This is a genomic window from Streptomyces sp. NPDC017936, assembly GCF_044328485.1.
GTDB lineage: Bacteria > Actinomycetota > Actinomycetes > Streptomycetales > Streptomycetaceae > Streptomyces.
The window spans coordinates 120,403-136,681 of the sequence record NZ_JBIRHK010000008.1 but is presented as its reverse complement, the minus strand read 5'-3'; the positions used below and the strand labels follow the sequence as shown (position 1 = coordinate 136,681).

At 71.3% G+C, this 16,279-nt stretch carries 13 protein-coding genes; 11 read left to right on the top strand and 2 right to left on the bottom strand.

Annotation, left to right across the window (positions count from 1 at the left end; all coding sequences use genetic code 11):
- Positions 1-41: 41 nt before the first annotated feature.
- The 6 genes from ruvB to ACH4F6_RS18395 all read left to right on the top strand — a co-directional run bounded on the left by ruvB (position 42) and on the right by ACH4F6_RS18395 (position 8,084).
- The gene (gene ruvB, locus ACH4F6_RS18420; protein WP_397961252.1) at positions 42-1,139 is read left to right on the top strand and encodes a Holliday junction branch migration DNA helicase RuvB; all 1,098 of its coding nucleotides are present in this window, start codon (positions 42-44) and stop codon (positions 1,137-1,139) included.
- Between the two features lie 197 nt (positions 1,140-1,336).
- The gene (gene yajC / locus ACH4F6_RS18415) at positions 1,337-1,822 is read left to right on the top strand and encodes a preprotein translocase subunit YajC (RefSeq protein ID WP_397961251.1); all 486 of its coding nucleotides are present in this window, start codon (positions 1,337-1,339) and stop codon (positions 1,820-1,822) included.
- A gap of 138 nt (positions 1,823-1,960) precedes the next feature.
- Positions 1,961-3,727, top strand: coding sequence for a protein translocase subunit SecD (gene secD / locus ACH4F6_RS18410; protein WP_397961250.1), 1,767 nt, complete (start codon positions 1,961-1,963; stop codon positions 3,725-3,727).
- A 1-nt stretch (position 3,728) separates the two neighbouring features.
- Positions 3,729-4,838, top strand: a complete 1,110-nt coding sequence (gene secF, locus ACH4F6_RS18405; protein ID WP_397961249.1) for a protein translocase subunit SecF — start codon at positions 3,729-3,731, stop codon at positions 4,836-4,838.
- Positions 4,835-5,374 carry an adenine phosphoribosyltransferase gene (locus ACH4F6_RS18400; protein ID WP_397961248.1) on the top strand — a complete coding sequence of 180 codons (540 nt, stop codon included), beginning with the start codon at positions 4,835-4,837 and terminating at the stop codon, positions 5,372-5,374. The genes secF and ACH4F6_RS18400 overlap by 4 nt, the downstream gene beginning before the upstream one ends.
- A 193-nt stretch (positions 5,375-5,567) precedes the next feature.
- Complete coding sequence (locus ACH4F6_RS18395) at positions 5,568-8,084, top strand: RelA/SpoT family protein (protein ID WP_397961247.1); 2,517 nt, start codon at positions 5,568-5,570, stop codon at positions 8,082-8,084.
- Between the two features lie 554 nt (positions 8,085-8,638).
- Here ACH4F6_RS18395 and ACH4F6_RS18390 read toward each other — a convergent pair.
- Both ACH4F6_RS18390 and ACH4F6_RS18385 read right to left on the bottom strand, forming a co-directional pair.
- Positions 8,639-9,868: a DUF349 domain-containing protein gene (locus tag ACH4F6_RS18390; RefSeq protein WP_397961246.1), complete on the bottom strand. Its 1,230-nt coding sequence runs from the start codon at positions 9,866-9,868 to the stop codon at positions 8,639-8,641.
- Between the two features lie 142 nt (positions 9,869-10,010).
- Positions 10,011-10,829: a peptidylprolyl isomerase gene (locus ACH4F6_RS18385; RefSeq protein ID WP_397961245.1), complete on the bottom strand. Its 819-nt coding sequence runs from the start codon at positions 10,827-10,829 to the stop codon at positions 10,011-10,013.
- 180 nt (positions 10,830-11,009) lie between these two features.
- Between ACH4F6_RS18385 and ACH4F6_RS18380 the strand changes: the two genes are divergently transcribed.
- From ACH4F6_RS18380 to rpsD, 5 genes are all read left to right on the top strand, one after another.
- Positions 11,010-11,717 (top strand): MBL fold metallo-hydrolase, encoded by a 708-nt coding sequence (locus tag ACH4F6_RS18380; RefSeq protein ID WP_397961244.1) that lies wholly within the window; start codon positions 11,010-11,012, stop codon positions 11,715-11,717.
- A gap of 13 nt (positions 11,718-11,730) precedes the next feature.
- Positions 11,731-12,993, top strand: coding sequence for a histidine--tRNA ligase (gene hisS / locus ACH4F6_RS18375; RefSeq protein WP_397961243.1), 1,263 nt, complete (start codon positions 11,731-11,733; stop codon positions 12,991-12,993).
- Positions 12,994-13,184: 191 nt separating this feature from the next.
- Positions 13,185-13,844 (top strand): vitamin K epoxide reductase family protein, encoded by a 660-nt coding sequence (locus tag ACH4F6_RS18370; protein ID WP_397961241.1) that lies wholly within the window; start codon positions 13,185-13,187, stop codon positions 13,842-13,844.
- A gap of 64 nt (positions 13,845-13,908) precedes the next feature.
- Complete coding sequence (locus ACH4F6_RS18365; protein ID WP_397961240.1) at positions 13,909-15,264, top strand: replication-associated recombination protein A; 1,356 nt, start codon at positions 13,909-13,911, stop codon at positions 15,262-15,264.
- Positions 15,265-15,567: 303 nt separating this feature from the next.
- Positions 15,568-16,182, top strand: a complete 615-nt coding sequence (gene rpsD, locus ACH4F6_RS18360; RefSeq protein WP_385511397.1) for a 30S ribosomal protein S4 — start codon at positions 15,568-15,570, stop codon at positions 16,180-16,182.
- Positions 16,183-16,279 lie beyond the last annotated feature (97 nt).

Genomic DNA, 16,279 nt, shown 5'->3' with positions numbered 1-16,279 from the left:
CGCCCTCGCCGAACGACCCCGAGACCCCCGAGGCACACTCCATGAACTGGGACGACACGACCGACACCGACGCCGGCCCCGAGCGGCTCGTCGGCCCCGCCGCGGAGCGGCTGGTGGGCTCTGTCGCCGACCGCGAGGACCAGGCCGTCGAGGCCGCCCTGCGCCCGAAGGACCTGGGCGAGTTCATCGGCCAGGAGAAGGTCCGCGAACAGCTCGACCTGGTCCTGCGCGCCGCCCGCGCGCGCGGCGCCACCGCCGATCACGTGCTGCTCTCCGGCGCCCCCGGCCTGGGCAAGACGACCCTCTCCATGATCATCGCCGCCGAGATGGGCGCCCCCATCCGCATCACCTCCGGTCCGGCCATCCAGCACGCCGGCGACCTCGCGGCGATCCTCTCCTCCCTCCAGGAGGGCGAGGTGCTCTTCCTCGACGAGATCCACCGGATGTCCCGGCCGGCCGAGGAGATGCTGTACATGGCGATGGAGGACTTCCGCGTCGACGTCATCGTCGGCAAGGGCCCCGGCGCCACCGCCATCCCCCTCGAACTGCCCCCGTTCACCCTGGTCGGCGCCACCACGCGCGCGGGCCTGCTGCCGCCCCCGCTGCGCGACCGCTTCGGCTTCACCGCGCACATGGAGTTCTACGAGCCCGCCGAGCTCCAGCGCGTCGTCCACCGCTCGGCGCACCTCCTCGACGTCGAGATCGACACCGACGGCGCCGCCGAGATCGCCGGCCGCTCCCGCGGCACGCCCCGCATCGCCAACCGCCTGCTGCGCCGCGTCCGCGACTACGCGCAGGTCAAGGCCGACGGCGTCATCACGCGCGAGATCGCCTCGGCCGCCCTCGCCGTGTACGAGGTGGACGCCCGGGGCCTGGACCGTCTCGACCGCGCGGTCCTGGAGGCGCTGCTGAAACTGTTCGGCGGCGGACCGGTCGGCCTGTCCACGCTCGCCGTCGCGGTGGGGGAGGAGCGCGAGACCGTCGAGGAGGTCGCCGAGCCCTTCCTGGTCCGCGAGGGCCTGCTCGCCCGCACCCCGCGCGGCCGGGTCGCCACCCCCGCGGCCTGGGCGCACCTGGGCCTCACCCCGCCCCGCTCCACCGCGGCGGGGAGCGGCCAACAGGACCTGTTCGGGTCTTGACGGCACGGGACGGGGGTCCCGGTGGCCGGACACCGACAAGGTCATTCGTGGTGCGAGGAACCCAGGTGCCATGCTGAACGTTGTTCCGTGCGCGCGGACTCGCTTAGACTCCGCCGATGCCGCCCCTGTCGGCAGCACACACACCCCCAACCAGTAGGCCGCTCACCATCGCGGTCGCGTGAAGGAAGTACCGACCCGTGAGTCTCGTGACCCTCCTCCCGTTCATCGTGCTCATCGGGGCCATGTTCCTGATGACCCGGTCGGCGAAGAAGAAGCAGCAGCAGGCCGTGGACATGCGCAACGCCATGCAGCCCGGCAGCGGTGTCCGCACCATCGGGGGCATGTACGCGACGGTCAAGGAGGTCAACGAGGACACGGTCCTCCTCGACGCCGGCCCGGGGGTGGAACTGCTCTTCGCGAAGAACGCGATCGGCGCCGTCCTGACCGACGACGAGTACAACCGCATCGTCCACGGCATCGAGCACGACCTGAAGTCCGACGCCGACGTCGTCCCGGACGACGCCTCCTCCCTCACCGAGACCGACGGGCCCGCCGACGCTGCCGCCGCCTCCGACGACAAGCCCGTCGACTTCGCCAAGAAGGACGAGACCGAGGAGGGCGCCGACGCGAAGGCCGACGAAGAGCCGCAGAAGACCGACGGCGACTCCGACGCGAAGAAGTAGCCACGCCCCCCGGGGTGCGCGGGCGTGCCCCGCGCACCCCGGGGCGCGCGCATCTCGCACTTAGGGGATCCCGACACCATGTCATGGCCGCAACCGCGCTGACCCGGCGCGGGACGGCCCGAGAGGGAGTACGAGAAGGTGGCAGCACCTAAAAAGGGCCGGAGCGCGAGCGCCCAGAGCAAGCCGGGGCGCTCGCTGGCCCTGATCCTGATCGCCATCGTGGCGCTCACCGGGGGGATGTTCCTCTCCGGGCACACGAAGCCGCGTCTCGGCATCGACCTGGCCGGCGGCACGAGCATCACGCTCCGGGCGGTCCCCGAGGCCGGCCAGGAATCCGCGATCAACAAGACCAACATGGACACCGCGGTCGACATCATGAACCGGCGTGTCAATGGCCTTGGTGTCACGGAGGCCGAAGTTCAGACCCAGGGTGACGCGAACATCATCGTGAACATCCCCAAGGGCACGAACGCCAAGGAAGCCCGGGAACAGGTCGGCACCACCGCGAAACTGTACTTCCGTCCGGTCCTGGCCAGCGAGGCCAGCGGCTCGGCCGCCGGCGCCTCGCCCAGCCCGTCCGCCAGCGGCTCCGCCACCGCCTCGCCGAGCCCCTCCGCGAGCGCCTCCGGCGAGAAGGCCACCTCCTCCACCTCGCCGTCCGCCTCCGCCAGCCCCACCTCCCAGGGCCGCGCCGTCACCGACGCGCTCAAGGCCGACTCCACCCCGTCGGCCTCCGCCAGCGCCTCCGCGAGCCCGTCCGCCTCCGCGAGCGCCACCACCGGGGACGCCGGCGACGCCGCGCTCCAGGCGAAGTACGCGGCCCTGGACTGCTCCAAGGCCTCGGTGCGCGCCACGGCCGGCGACGGCGCCAAGCCCAACGACTCGACCGTGGGCTGCGGCGAGGTCCAGGGCGTCTGGTACAAGTACCTGCTCGGCCCGGCGGCCGTCGACGGCACCGAGGTCGACGAGGCCCAGGCCGTCTACGACACCCAGACCGCCGCCGGCTGGCAGGTCACCATGAAGTTCAGCTCCAAGGGTGCGAAGAAGTTCTCGGACATCACCGGCCGGCTCGCCCAGAACCAGGCCCCGCAGAACGAGTTCGGCATCGTCCTCGACGGCGAGGTCGTCTCCAGCCCCTACGTGAACTCCGCCATCACCGGCGGCTCGGCCCAGATCTCCGGCAGCTTCACGCAGGAGGAGGCGCAGGGCCTCGCCAACATGCTGTCGTACGGCGCCCTGCCGCTGACCTTCAAGGAGGACAGCGTCACCACGGTGACCGCCGCGCTCGGCGGTGAGCAGCTGCACGCCGGTCTGATCGCCGGCGCGATCGGCCTCGCCCTGGTCGTGCTCTACCTGGTCGTCTACTACCGCGGCCTGTCGCTCATCGCCATCGCCTCGCTGCTCGTCTCCGCGGCCCTGACCTACGTGATCATGTCGCTGCTCGGCCCGGCCATCGGCTTCGCGCTGAACCTGCCGGCCGTCTGCGGTGCGATCGTCGCGATCGGCATCACGGCGGACTCGTTCATCGTGTACTTCGAACGCGTCCGGGACGAGATCCGTGAGGGCCGCTCGCTGCGCCCGGCCGTCGAGCGCGCCTGGCCGCGGGCCCGGCGCACCATCCTGGTCTCCGACTTCGTGTCGTTCCTCGCCGCGGCGGTGCTGTTCGTCGTCACCGTCGGCAAGGTCCAGGGCTTCGCGTTCACGCTCGGTCTGACGACCCTGCTCGACGTGGTCGTCGTGTTCCTGTTCACCAAGCCGCTGCTGACGATCCTGGCGCGGCGGAAGTTCTTCGCGAACGGCCACAGCTGGTCCGGACTCGACCCGAAGCGCCTGGGCGCCAAGCCCCCGCTGCGCCGGACCCGCCGTCCCGCCCCCGCTGGCCCCGTCGACACGAAGGAGGCCTGAGATGTCGAAGCTCGGCAACCTCGGCGCCCGACTGCACCGTGGCGAGGTCGGCTACGACTTCGTCGGCAACCGCAAGATCTGGTACGGCATCTCGATCCTGATCACCATCACGGCCATCGTCGGCCTGGCGGTGCGCGGCCTGAACATGGGCATCGAGTTCCAGGGCGGAGCGGTCTTCACGACCCCGAAGACCAGCGTCTCGGTCGCCCAGGCCGAGGAGTACGCGGAGGCGGCGTCCGGCCACGACGCCATCGTCCAGAAGCTCGGCAGCGGAAGCCTGCGCATCCAGGTCGCGGGCATCGACACCGCCGCGGCCGACAAGGTCTCGGCCGACCTGGCCCGCGACATGAACCTCGCGGAGAAGGACGTCACCGGTGAGCTGGTCGGCCCCAGCTGGGGCGAGCAGATCGCCAACAAGGCCTGGCAGGGCCTCGCCATCTTCCTGGTCCTCGTCGTGATCTACCTGGCGATCGCCTTCGAGTGGCGGATGGCGCTCGCCGCCTTCGTCGCGCTGATCCACGACATCACCATCACGGTCGGCATCTACGCCCTGGTGGGCTTCGAGGTCACGCCGGGCACGGTGATCGGTCTGCTGACCATCCTCGGTTACTCGCTCTACGACACGGTCGTCGTCTTCGACAGCCTCAAGGAGCAGACGAAGGACATCACCAAGCAGACCCGCTGGACCTACAGCGACGTCGCCAACCGGTCGATCAACAGCACGCTGGTCCGGTCCATCAACACCACCGTGGTCGCACTGCTGCCGGTGGCGGGCCTGCTGTTCATCGGCGGCGGCGTCCTCGGCGCCGGCATGCTCAACGACATCTCGCTGTCGCTGTTCGTCGGCCTCGCGGCCGGCGCGTACTCCTCCATCTTCATCGCCACGCCGCTCGTCGCCGACCTCAAGGAACGCGAGCCGGCGATGAAGGCCCTCAAGAAGCGCGTCCTGGCCAAGCGCGCCCAGGCCACGGCCGACGAGGGGTACACGGAGCCCCGTGACAGCGACGCCTACGACGAGCCGGAGGACGCCGCGGCCGCGGTCGTGGGCCCCCGCTCCCAGCCCGCGTCCCGCAGCCGGGGCCGCGGCCGACCCTCGGGGAAGCGCCGATGACCGACATCGAGGAACTGCTGCTCAGCCGCATCCGTGACGTGGCCGACTACCCGGAGCAGGGCGTGATGTTCAAGGACATCACCCCGCTGCTCGCGGACCCGGCGGCGTTCACCGCGCTCACCGACGCGTTCGCCGAGATCGCCGAGCGCACCGGCGCCACCAAGGTCGTCGGCCTGGAGGCCCGGGGCTTCATCCTCGGCGCCCCCGTCGCCGTCCGCGCCGGCCTCGGCTTCGTCCCCGTGCGCAAGGCGGGCAAGCTCCCCGGAGCCACCCTCGCCCAGGCCTACGACCTCGAGTACGGCTCGGCCGAGATCGAGATCCACGCCGAGGACCTCACCGCCGACGACCGCATCCTGATCGTCGACGACGTCCTCGCCACCGGCGGCACCGCCGAGGCGTCGATCCAGCTCATCCACCGTGCCGGCGCCCGGGTCGCGGGGGTCGCCGTGCTGATGGAGCTCGGCTTCCTCGACGGCCGGTCCCGCCTGGAAGCGGCTCTGGACGGAGCGCCGCTGGAGGCCCTGCTCACGGTCTGAGCACCGTCGCGGCCCCGTGCGGGCCGTGGTGACGAACGAGAGGCGGACGCCGGAGGAATCCGGCGTCCGCCTCTCGTGTTGTCCGGGAGGACGGCCCTCACACCGGGCTGGAGGCGATCCCGCAGCCCGGGATCGCTACGATGGGTGCTCCGGAGCCTGACCGGGGGACCCGGATCGCGCACGAGGAGTCCTCTTGCCAGACGAGGCCCAGCACCTGACCGCCGCAAAGCCCGAGTCCGCCTCGGCGCCCGCGGCCACGCCCGCGTCGCAAGCGCAGAACGACGCCCGTGGGCCGGTCGAGCACGACCGCTCCGCGCCCGTCGACAAGCCGGCCGAGCAGTCCCGCCCCAAGCCGGCCCCGCCCGAGCGCCCCGCGGTCCGTCCGGCCGCCGCGCAGCCGCCCGCCCGCTCCGGCTCCTCCAACCGCGTCCGCGCCCGCCTCGCCCGTCTCGGTGTCCAGCGCGCGAACCCCTACAACCCGGTCCTGGAACCGCTGCTGCGGATAGTCCGGAGCAACGACCCCAAGATCGAGACGTCGACGCTGCGCCAGATCGAGAAGGCGTACCAGGTCGCCGAGCGCTGGCACCGGGGCCAGAAGCGCAAGAGCGGCGACCCGTACATCACCCATCCCCTCGCGGTGACCACGATCCTCGCCGAACTCGGCATGGACCCGGCCACGCTCATGGCCGGCCTGCTGCACGACACGGTCGAGGACACCGAGTACGGCCTGGAGGACCTGCGCCGCGACTTCGGCGACGTGGTGGCCCTGCTCGTCGACGGCGTCACCAAGCTGGACAAGGTCAAGTTCGGCGAGGCCGCGCAGGCCGAGACCGTGCGCAAGATGGTCGTCGCCATGGCCAAGGACCCGCGCGTCCTGGTCATCAAGCTCGCCGACCGCCTGCACAACATGCGCACCATGCGCTACCTCAAGCGCGAGAAGCAGGAGAAGAAGGCGCGCGAGACCCTCGAGATCTACGCGCCGCTCGCCCACCGCCTCGGCATGAACACCATCAAGTGGGAACTGGAGGACCTCGCCTTCGCGATCCTCTACCCCAAGATGTACGACGAGATCGTACGGCTGGTGGCCGAGCGGGCACCGAAGCGTGACGAGTACCTGGCCATAGTGACCGACGAGGTCCAGTCCGACCTGCGGGCCGCCCGGATCAAGGCGACCGTCACCGGCCGCCCCAAGCACTACTACAGCGTCTACCAGAAGATGATCGTCCGCGGCCGTGACTTCGCGGAGATCTACGACCTGGTGGGCATCCGCGTCCTCGTGGACACGGTCAGGGACTGCTACGCCGCTCTCGGCACGGTGCACGCGCGGTGGAACCCGGTCCCCGGCCGGTTCAAGGACTACATCGCGATGCCCAAGTTCAACATGTACCAGTCGCTGCACACGACGGTCATCGGCCCCAACGGCAAGCCGGTCGAACTCCAGATCCGCACCTTCGACATGCACCGCCGCGCCGAGTACGGCATCGCCGCGCACTGGAAGTACAAGCAGGAGGCCGTCGCCGGCGCCTCTAAGGTCCGCACCGACGCGCCGAGGACGTCCGGCAAGGACAAGGACGCCATCAACGACATGGCGTGGCTGCGGCAGTTGCTGGACTGGCAGAAGGAGACCGAGGACCCCAGCGAGTTCCTGGAGTCGCTGCGCTTCGACCTGTCCCGCAACGAGGTCTTCGTCTTCACCCCGAAGGGCGACGTCATCGCGCTGCCGGCCGGGGCCACCCCGGTCGACTTCGCGTACGCCGTCCACACCGAGGTGGGCCACCGGACCATAGGGGCACGGGTCAACGGCAGGCTCGTACCGCTGGAGTCCACGCTGGACAACGGCGACCTGGTGGAGGTCTTCACCTCCAAGGCGGCCGGCGCGGGCCCGTCCCGCGACTGGCTGGGCTTCGTCAAGTCGCCGCGCGCCCGCAACAAGATCCGCGCCTGGTTCTCCAAGGAGCGCCGGGACGAGGCGATCGAGCACGGCAAGGACGCCATCGCCCGCGCGATGCGCAAGCAGAACCTGCCGATCCAGCGCATCCTCACCGGCGACTCGCTGGTCACGCTGGCGCACGAGATGCGCTACCCGGACATCTCCTCGCTGTACGCGGCGATCGGCGAGGGCCACGTGGCCGCGCAGAACGTCGTGCAGAAGCTGGTGCAGGCACTCGGCGGCGAGGAGGCGGCCACCGAGGAGATCGACGAGGCGGTCCCGCCGTCGCGCACCCGCGGCCGCAAGCGGCGCACCAGCAACGACCCCGGTGTCGTGGTCAAGGGCGTCGACGACGTGTGGGTGAAGCTGGCCCGCTGCTGCACGCCCGTCCCCGGCGACCCGATCATCGGTTTCGTCACGCGCGGTAGTGGTGTATCGGTTCACCGCAGCGACTGCGTCAACGTGGAGTCGCTGTCCCGCGAGCCGGAGCGCATCCTCGACGTCGAGTGGGCGCCGACCCAGTCCTCGGTCTTCCTGGTCGCCATCCAGGTCGAGGCCCTGGACCGCTCCCGGCTCCTGTCGGACGTCACCCGCGTCCTGTCCGACCAGCACGTCAACATCCTGTCCGCGGCCGTCCAGACCTCCCGGGACCGCGTCGCCACCTCCCGCTTCACCTTCGAGATGGGCGACCCCAAGCACCTGGGGCACGTCCTGAAGGCCGTACGAGGGGTGGAGGGCGTGTACGACGTGTACCGGGTGACGTCGGCGCGGAGGCCGTGACCCACGGGACGGTTCCCGGCGGGGGAGCGGCGCGGACGGAGCGGCGAACCACGCGTGGGACGGCGGACCGGTCGCCGGGCGCCACCGGCCCGTGCGCTTCCCCGGGCGCGGGGGCACGGGCGTCGTCCGCGCGGCGCGGGAACCCGGCTCGGCCGGCGCGTCGCCGTCACGACGCCCACCGCCGTCGAAGGCCTGACGCGGGCGCACCGCCCTCCAGGACCCCGGACCGGCCCGGCCGACGGGGCGTCGGCCCCCCCGCACCGGCGCCGTCGTCCACGGGCCGCCTTCCGGCAGGTCCACGAGGTGCGCGGTCCCGAGGCCGTCCTGCTCCGCCGGCGGCTCGCCGGCCTGCCGCGGGAGTCCGGCGACCACCTCCGGGCCCGCGGGGCGCTCGAGCACGCCCCGGACGCCGGCGGGCGGGGCGGGAGCGGGCCGGGCCCCGGACCGCTCCCTGGGCGCGGCCGCCCGTGAACGCACGGCGGCCCGGCCGTGGTCTCCCACGTCCGGGCCGCGACAGCCTGCTCGGGGCCGGCTGGCCTGCTCGGGGCCGGCTTTCAGCCGCCGAACTCCTGCAGGCCCTTCAGCGCCTGGTCCAGCAGTGCCTGCCGGCCCTCCAGCTCCCGCTCCAGCTTGTCGGCTTTGGCGTTGTTGCCCTGGGCGCGCGCCTGCTCGATCTGGGACTTCAGCTTGTCCACGGCCGCCTGGAGCTGACCCGTCAGACCCGCGGCACGCGCGCGTGCCTCCGGGTTCGTCCGGCGCCACTCGGCCTCCTCGGCCTCCTGGATCGCCCGCTCCACGGTGTGCATCCGGCCCTCGACCTTCGGCCGGGCGTCCCGCGGCACATGGCCGATGGCCTCCCAGCGCTCGTTGATCGAGCGGAACGCGGCACGCGCCGCCTTCAGGTCGCCGATCGGCAGGAGCCTCTCGGCCTCCTCGGCCAGCTCCTCCTTCAGCTTCAGGTTCTCCGACTGCTCCGCGTCCCGCTCGGCGAAGACCGAGCTGCGGGCCGCGAAGAAGACGTCCTGGGCGCCGCGGAAGCGGTTCCACAGGTCGTCCTCGTGCTCACGCTGGGCCCGGCCCGCGGCCTTCCACTCCGCCATCAGCTCGCGGTAGCGCGCGGCCGTCGGACCCCAGTCCGTCGAGTCCGACAGCGCCTCGGCCTCGGAGACCAGCCGCTCCTTGGTCCGGCGGGCCTCCTCGCGCTGCGCGTCCAGCTGCGCGAAGTGCCCCTTGCGACGCTTGGAGAACGCCGAGCGGGCGTGGGAGAACCGGTGCCACAGCTCGTCGTCCGACTTGCGGTCGAGGCGCGGCAGCCCCTTCCAGGTGTCCACCAGGGCCCGCAGCCGCTCGCCGGCCGCCCGCCACTGGTCGGACTGCGCCAGCTGCTCCGCCTCCGCGACCAGGTCCTCCTTGGCCTTGCGGGCCTCATCGGACTGCTTGGCCCGCTGCTGCTTGCGCTCCTCGCGGCGCGCCTCCACGGTCGCCACCAGCTTGTCCAGCCGGGTCCGCAGCGCGTCCAGGTCGCCGACCGCGTGATGCGCGTCCACCTGCTCGCGCAGGTGGCCGATGGCGACCTGGGCGTCCTTCGCCGACAGGTCGGTGGTCCGGACTCGCTTCTCGAGGAGGCCGATCTCGACAACCAGGCCCTCGTACTTGCGCTCGAAGTAGGCCAGCGCCTCCTCGGGGGAGCCGGCCTGCCAGGAACCGACGACCTGCTCGCCGTCGGCCGTACGCACGTACACGGTCCCCGTCTCGTCGACGCGGCCCCACGGGTCGCTGCTCACAGCGCCTCCTCCACATGATGCCTGCGCGGGCTTCGGCGCCCCGGGCATCGTCCACAGTTTCGTCACGGCCAACATAGGCGACCGGCGGGCCGCCTGTCCGCATCCAGCGCGACCGAAATTGCGCAGTTGACCGCCGGTGTCGTCAGGACTTCGTGACCGTCGCCTTGTTGATCACGACGGTCGCGTTCGGAGCGCCGTCACCGGCGCCCGTGTTCTCGCCGGCGGCGGCGATCTTCTTCAGGACCGTCAGTCCCTCGGCCGACACGGTACCGAACGGCGTGTAGCTCGGCGGGAGCGAACTGTCCTGGTAGACGAGGAAGAACTGGCTGCCGCCGGTGTGCGCCTGACCGGTGTTGGCCATCGCCACCGTGCCCGCCGGGTAGACGTTGTCCTTGAGGCTCGCGTCCTTCAGGTTCTCGTCCGGGATGGTGTAGCCCGGACCGCCGCTGCCGCTGCCCGTCGGGTCGCCGCACTGCAGCACGTAGATGCCGTTCGTGGTGAGCCGGTGGCACTTGGTGTGGTCGAAGTAGCCCTTGCCCGCGAGGAAGCTGAACGAGTTCACCGTGTGCGGGGCCGCCGACGTCTTCAGCGCGACGTCTATGTCGCCGCACGTCGTCGCGAGCTTCATCGTGTACTTCGCCGACTTGTCGATGGTCACCGCAGGCTCCTTCTTCCAGGTCTGCGTCTTGACCGAGCCCGCGGCGGCCTTCTCGCACGGGTCCTTGATCGCGCTGGGGGTGGAGGAGGGGGTCGACTCGGCGCTCGCGTTCGACTTGTCGTCGTCGTCCTTGAGGACGCCCGTCGTGTAGAGCGTCAGGCTGCCCACCACGATCACGCCCAGCACCGACGCGATCACCGAGTTGCGCACGCGGGCCCTGCGCCGCGCGGCCGTGCGGCGCTGCTGCTGCCGCAAGAACTTCTCCCGGGCGAGCTGACGCTTGCGCTGTTCCTGGGTGACCACCGGGTTCTCTCCTCATGCGTCTCGTACGACGACCGGTTACGCGTGCGCCGGGTGAGCCGGCCGCCTGCGTGTGCCCCGTACCGTATATGGGTTCGCTGAGGAAACGGCAGCGCCGGTAGGCTCTGACGACGGGCTCAGCCACTCGCAAGCCCTCCCGTACCGACACAACGAAGGACGATCGTGCTCATTGCCGGGTTCCCCGCCGGGGCCTGGGGGACGAACTGTTATCTCGTCGCCCCCGCCGCCGGTGAGGAGTGCGTGATCATCGACCCGGGCCACCAGGCGGCCCCCGGAGTCGAGGAAGCGATCAGGAAGCATCGGCTCAAGCCCGTCGCCGTCGTCCTCACCCACGGCCACATCGACCACGTGGCCTCGGTCGTCCCGGTGTGCGGCGCGCACGACGTGCCGGCCTGGATCCACCCCGAGGACCGCTACATGATGAGCGACCCCGAGAAGGCGCTCGGCCGGTCCATCGGCATGCCGCTCATGGGCGAGCTGACAGTGGGGGAGCCGGACGACGTCCGGGAGCTGACGGACGGCGTGCGGCTGGATCTGGCCGGCCTGGAGTTCTCCGTCGCGCACGCGCCGGGCCATACCAAGGGGTCGGTGACCTTCCGGATGCCCGAGACGGCCGACGTCCCGTCGGTCTTCTTCTCCGGGGATCTGCTGTTCGCCGGCTCCGTCGGACGCACCGACCTGCCCGGCGGCGACATGGCCGAGATGCTCGACTCGCTGGCCCGCGTGTGCCTGCCGCTCGACGACTCGACCGTGGTGCTGTCCGGTCACGGTCCCCAGACGACCATCGGCCAGGAGCGCGCCACCAACCCGTACCTGCGGCAGGTGGCCGCCGGCCAGGGAGCCTCGCCGGCTCCCCGACGAGGAATGTGACGAGAGACTTCCCGTGAGCACCTTTCAGGCCCCCAAGGGCACGTACGACCTCCTTCCGCCCGACTCCGCCAAGTACCTCGCCGTCCGCGAGGCGATCGCCGCGCCGCTGCGCGACTCCGGCTACGGCTACATCGAGACGCCCGGCTTCGAGAACGTCGAACTCTTCGCGCGCGGTGTGGGCGAGTCCACCGACATCGTGACGAAGGAGATGTACGCCTTCGAGACCAAGGGCGGCGACAGGCTGGCGCTGCGCCCCGAAGGCACCGCCTCGGTGCTGCGCGCGGCCCTGGAGGCCAACCTGCACAAGGCGGGCAACCTCCCGGTCAAGCTCTGGTACTCGGGCTCGTACTACCGCTACGAGCGCCCCCAGAAGGGCCGCTACCGCCACTTCTCCCAGGTGGGCGCCGAGGCGATCGGAGCCGAGGACCCGGCGCTGGACGCCGAGCTGATCATCCTGGCCGACCAGGCGTACCGCTCGCTGGGCCTGCGCGGCTTCCGCATCCTGCTGAACAGCCTCGGCGACCAGGAGTGCCGCCCCGTCTACCGGGCCGCCCTCCAGGACTTCCTGCGCGGCCTGGACCTGGACGAGGACACGCTCCGCCGGGCCGAGATCAATCCGCTGCGCGTCCTGGACGACAAGCGCGAGTCGGTGCAGAAGCAGCTGGGGGGCGCCCCCCTCCTGCGCGACTACCTCTGCGACGCCTGCAAGGCGTACCACGAGGAGGTCCGCGAGCTGATCACCGCGGCGGGCGTCTCCTTCGAGGACGACCCGAAGCTGGTCCGCGGCCTGGACTACTACACGCGGACGACCTTCGAGTTCGTCCACGACGGTCTCGGCTCGCAGTCCGCGGTGGGCGGCGGCGGCCGCTACGACGGCCTGTCCGAGATGATCGGCGGCCCCGCGCTGCCGTCGGTCGGCTGGGCCCTCGGCGTCGACCGCACGGTCCTGGCGCTGGAGGCGGAGGGCGTCGAGCTCGAACTCCCCCCCACCACCAGCGTGTTCGCCGTCCCGCTCGGCGAGGAGGCCCGCCGGGTGCTGTTCGCCAAGGTCACCGAGCTGCGCAAGAACGGCGTGGCCGCGGACTTCTCCTACGGCGGCAAGGGCCTCAAGGCCGCGATGAAGGCCGCCAACCGCTCGGGCGCCCGCTACACCCTGGTGCTCGGCGAACGCGATCTCGCCGAGGGCGTCGTCCAGCTCAAGGACATGGAGTCCGGCGAGCAGACGGCGGTCGGCGTGAACGAGATCGTGGCCGAGCTGGAGTCGCGGCTCGGCTAGCACGCGCGCGGGCGCCGGACCCCCCGGGAGGGGTCCGGCGCCCGCGTCGTGTCCGGACGGTGGCCGGAAGCGACCCCTCGCCGCCGCCGCACGTTCCCCCTTACGTGAAGCGAACGGTGCGCACACGCGCGCGTGCGGCACAATGGCCGTGCCCGAAGAAGGTCCGAGTCTCAAGTGACGGAATCGGCGTGATGAGCAAGACGACAGTCAAAGACGTCTCCACCGAGCCCGAGCCGGAGCGCGCCGCCGCGGCCGCACCGGGGACGGCGGGCGGCAGCCGGGCCCTCGCCCTGCTCCTGGTGATCACCGGCGCGGCCGGTCTGCTCGCCGCGTGGGTCATCACGATCGACAAGTTCAAGCTGCTCGAGGCCAAGGTCGAGGGCAAGACGTTCACGCCCGGCTGCAGCCTGAACCCCGTCGTCTCCTGCGGCAGCGTCATGGAGAGCAAGCAGGCGGCCGCCTTCGGCTTCCCCAACCCGATGCTCGGCCTCGTCGCGTACGGCATCGTCGTCTGCGTCGGCGTGAGCCTGCTGGCCCGCGCCCGGTTCCCCCGCTGGTACTGGCTCACCTTCAACGCCGGCACGCTCTTCGGTGTCGTCTTCTGCGCCTGGCTGCAGTTCCAGTCGCTGTACCGCATCAACGCCCTGTGCCTGTGGTGCTGCCTGGCCTGGGTCGCGACGATCGTCATGTTCTGGTACGTGACCTCGTTCAACGTCCGCAACGGCTTCCTGCCCGCCCCGGGCTGGCTGAAGGGCTTCTTCGGCGAGTTCACCTGGGTCATGCCCGTGCTGCACATCGGCATCATCGGCATGCTGATCCTGACCCGCTGGTGGGATTTCTGGACCAGCTGACCTCCGGATCCGGGCCGCCGGCGGCCGGGGAGGGACTGTCGGTGCGGTCCTTTAGGGTTTCAGCGTGGAGCCCGACCTGTTCACCGCCGCAGCAGAAGAACGCCAGGAGAAGGACCCCGCCGGCAGCCCGCTGGCGGTCCGGATGCGCCCGCGCACCCTCGACGAGGTGGTGGGCCAGCAGCACCTGCTGAAACCGGGCTCCCCCCTGCGCCGTCTGGTCGGCGAGGGCGCCAGGGGCCCGGCCGGCCCCTCCTCGGTGATCCTCTGGGGCCCGCCCGGCACCGGCAAGACGACCCTCGCCTACGTCGTCTCCAAGGCCACCGACAAGCGCTTCGTCGAACTGTCCGCGATCACCGCCGGGGTCAAGGAGGTGCGCGCCGTCATCGACGGCGCCCGCCGCGCCACCGGCGGCTTCGGCAAGGAGACCGTCCTCTTCCTCGACGAGATCCACCGCTTCAGCAAGGCCCAGCAGGACTCCCTCCTCCCGGCCGTCGAGAACCGCTGGGTCACCCTGATCGCGGCGACCACCGAGAACCCGTACTTCTCGGTGATCTCGCCCCTGCTGTCCCGCTCGCTGCTGCTGACCCTCGAGCCCCTCACCGACGACGACCTGCGCGGGCTGATCCGCCGCGCCCTCGCCGACGACCGCGGCCTCAAGGGCGCCGTCACCCTCCCCGAGGACGCCGAGACCCACCTCCTGCGCATCGCCGGCGGCGACGCCCGGCGCGCCCTGACCGCCCTGGAGGCCGCCGCCGGGGCCGCGCTCGACAAGGACGAGACGGAGATCGCCCTGTCGACGCTGGAGGAGACGGTCGACCGGGCCGCCGTGAAGTACGACCGCGACGGCGACCAGCACTACGACGTCGCCAGCGCGCTCATCAAGTCCATCCGCGGCTCCGACGTCGACGCCGCCCTGCACTACCTGGCCCGCATGATCGAGGCCGGCGAGGACCCCCGCTTCATCGCCCGCCGCCTGATGATCTCCGCCAGCGAGGACATCGGCCTGGCCGACCCCCACGCGCTGTCCACCGCGGTCGCCGCCGCCCAGGCCGTCGCCATGATCGGTTTCCCCGAGGCCGCCCTCACCCTCAGCCACGCCACCATCGCCCTGGCGCTGGCCCCCAAGTCCAACTCCGCGACGACCGCGATCGGCGCCGCCCTGGACGACGTGCGCAGGGGGCTCGCCGGACCCGTGCCGCCGCACCTGCGCGACGGGCACTACAAGGGCGCGGCCGAGCTGGGGCACGCCCAGGGGTACGTGTACCCGCACGACCTGCCCGAGGGGATCGCCGCCCAGCAGTACGCCCCGGACGCGGTCAAGGAGCGCGAGTACTACACGCCCACCCGGCACGGCGCCGAGGCGCGCTACGCGGACGCGGTGGAGTGGACCAGGAAGCACCTCGGTCGCAGGCGGTCCTGAGCAGCCTGTAGACTGACGCGAAGTGCCGCGTCCCGTGCAGTCAGAACGGGACGGCCGGCCGGAGCCCCGGTCCCCCGAGGACCGGCTCCAGGAGCGTCGCGCACCGTCGAACGGTGTCGCGGGCAGCCCACCACCACCCGGAGCCCCGGGACGGTCGGTGGGCCACTCGCGTGCTGCACGTATGTGCCCAGACCAGGGGAGCGGCTGCCCGGCAGGTCCCGTGCGGACCCGGCGGGATTCCCCGGCTGCGGATGCGACCTCCCTCAACCCTGACGAGCCGGAACAAGGAAAAGAGACAGGACAGTGGCGAACCAGTCCCGCCCCAAGGTCAAGAAGTCGCGTGCCCTCGGCATCGCGCTGACCCCGAAGGCCGTCAAGTACTTCGAGGCCCGCCCCTACCCGCCGGGTGAGCACGGCCGTGGCCGCAAGCAGAACTCGGACTACAAGGTCCGTCTGCTGGAGAAGCAGCGTCTGCGCGCGCAGTACGACGTGTCCGAGCGTCAGCTCGTCCGCGCCTACGAGCGTGCCTCCAAGGTCCAGGGCAAGACCGGTGAGGCCCTGATCATCGAGCTCGAGCGCCGTCTCGACGCCCTGGTCCTGCGTTCGGGCATCGCCCGCACCATCTACCAGGCCCGCCAGATGGTCGTCCACGGCCACATCGAGGTCAACGGCCAGAAGGTCGACAAGCCGTCGTTCCGCGTCCGTCCCGACGACGTCGTGATGGTCCGCGAGCGCAGCCGTGAGAAGACCCTCTTCTCCATCGCCCGTGAGGGCGGCTTCGCCGCCGACGGCGAGACCCCGCGCTACCTCCAGGTGAACCTCAAGGCCCTGGCGTTCCGCCTGGACCGTGAGCCGAACCGCAAGGAGATCCCGGTGATCTGCGACGAGCAGCTCGTCGTCGAGTACTACGCCCGCTGATCCTTCGGCGGACGGCAGGACCTTCTGTGCCCGAACCCGTCGTCCCCCCGCCCCCAGGGCGGGCGGGGCGGCGGGTTCGCGCATGTGCGGGCACCGT

What these genes read in the sequence shown, in the direction of transcription:
- ruvB (WP_397961252.1), top strand. Translation starts at nt 42, where the DNA reads ATGAACTGGGACGACACGACCGACACCGACGCCGGCCCCGAGCGGCTC.
- secF (WP_397961249.1), top strand. Translation starts at nt 3,729, where the DNA reads ATGTCGAAGCTCGGCAACCTCGGCGCCCGACTGCACCGTGGCGAGGTC.
- ACH4F6_RS18400 (WP_397961248.1), top strand. Translation starts at nt 4,835, where the DNA reads ATGACCGACATCGAGGAACTGCTGCTCAGCCGCATCCGTGACGTGGCC.
- ACH4F6_RS18370 (WP_397961241.1), top strand. Translation starts at nt 13,185, where the DNA reads ATGAGCAAGACGACAGTCAAAGACGTCTCCACCGAGCCCGAGCCGGAG.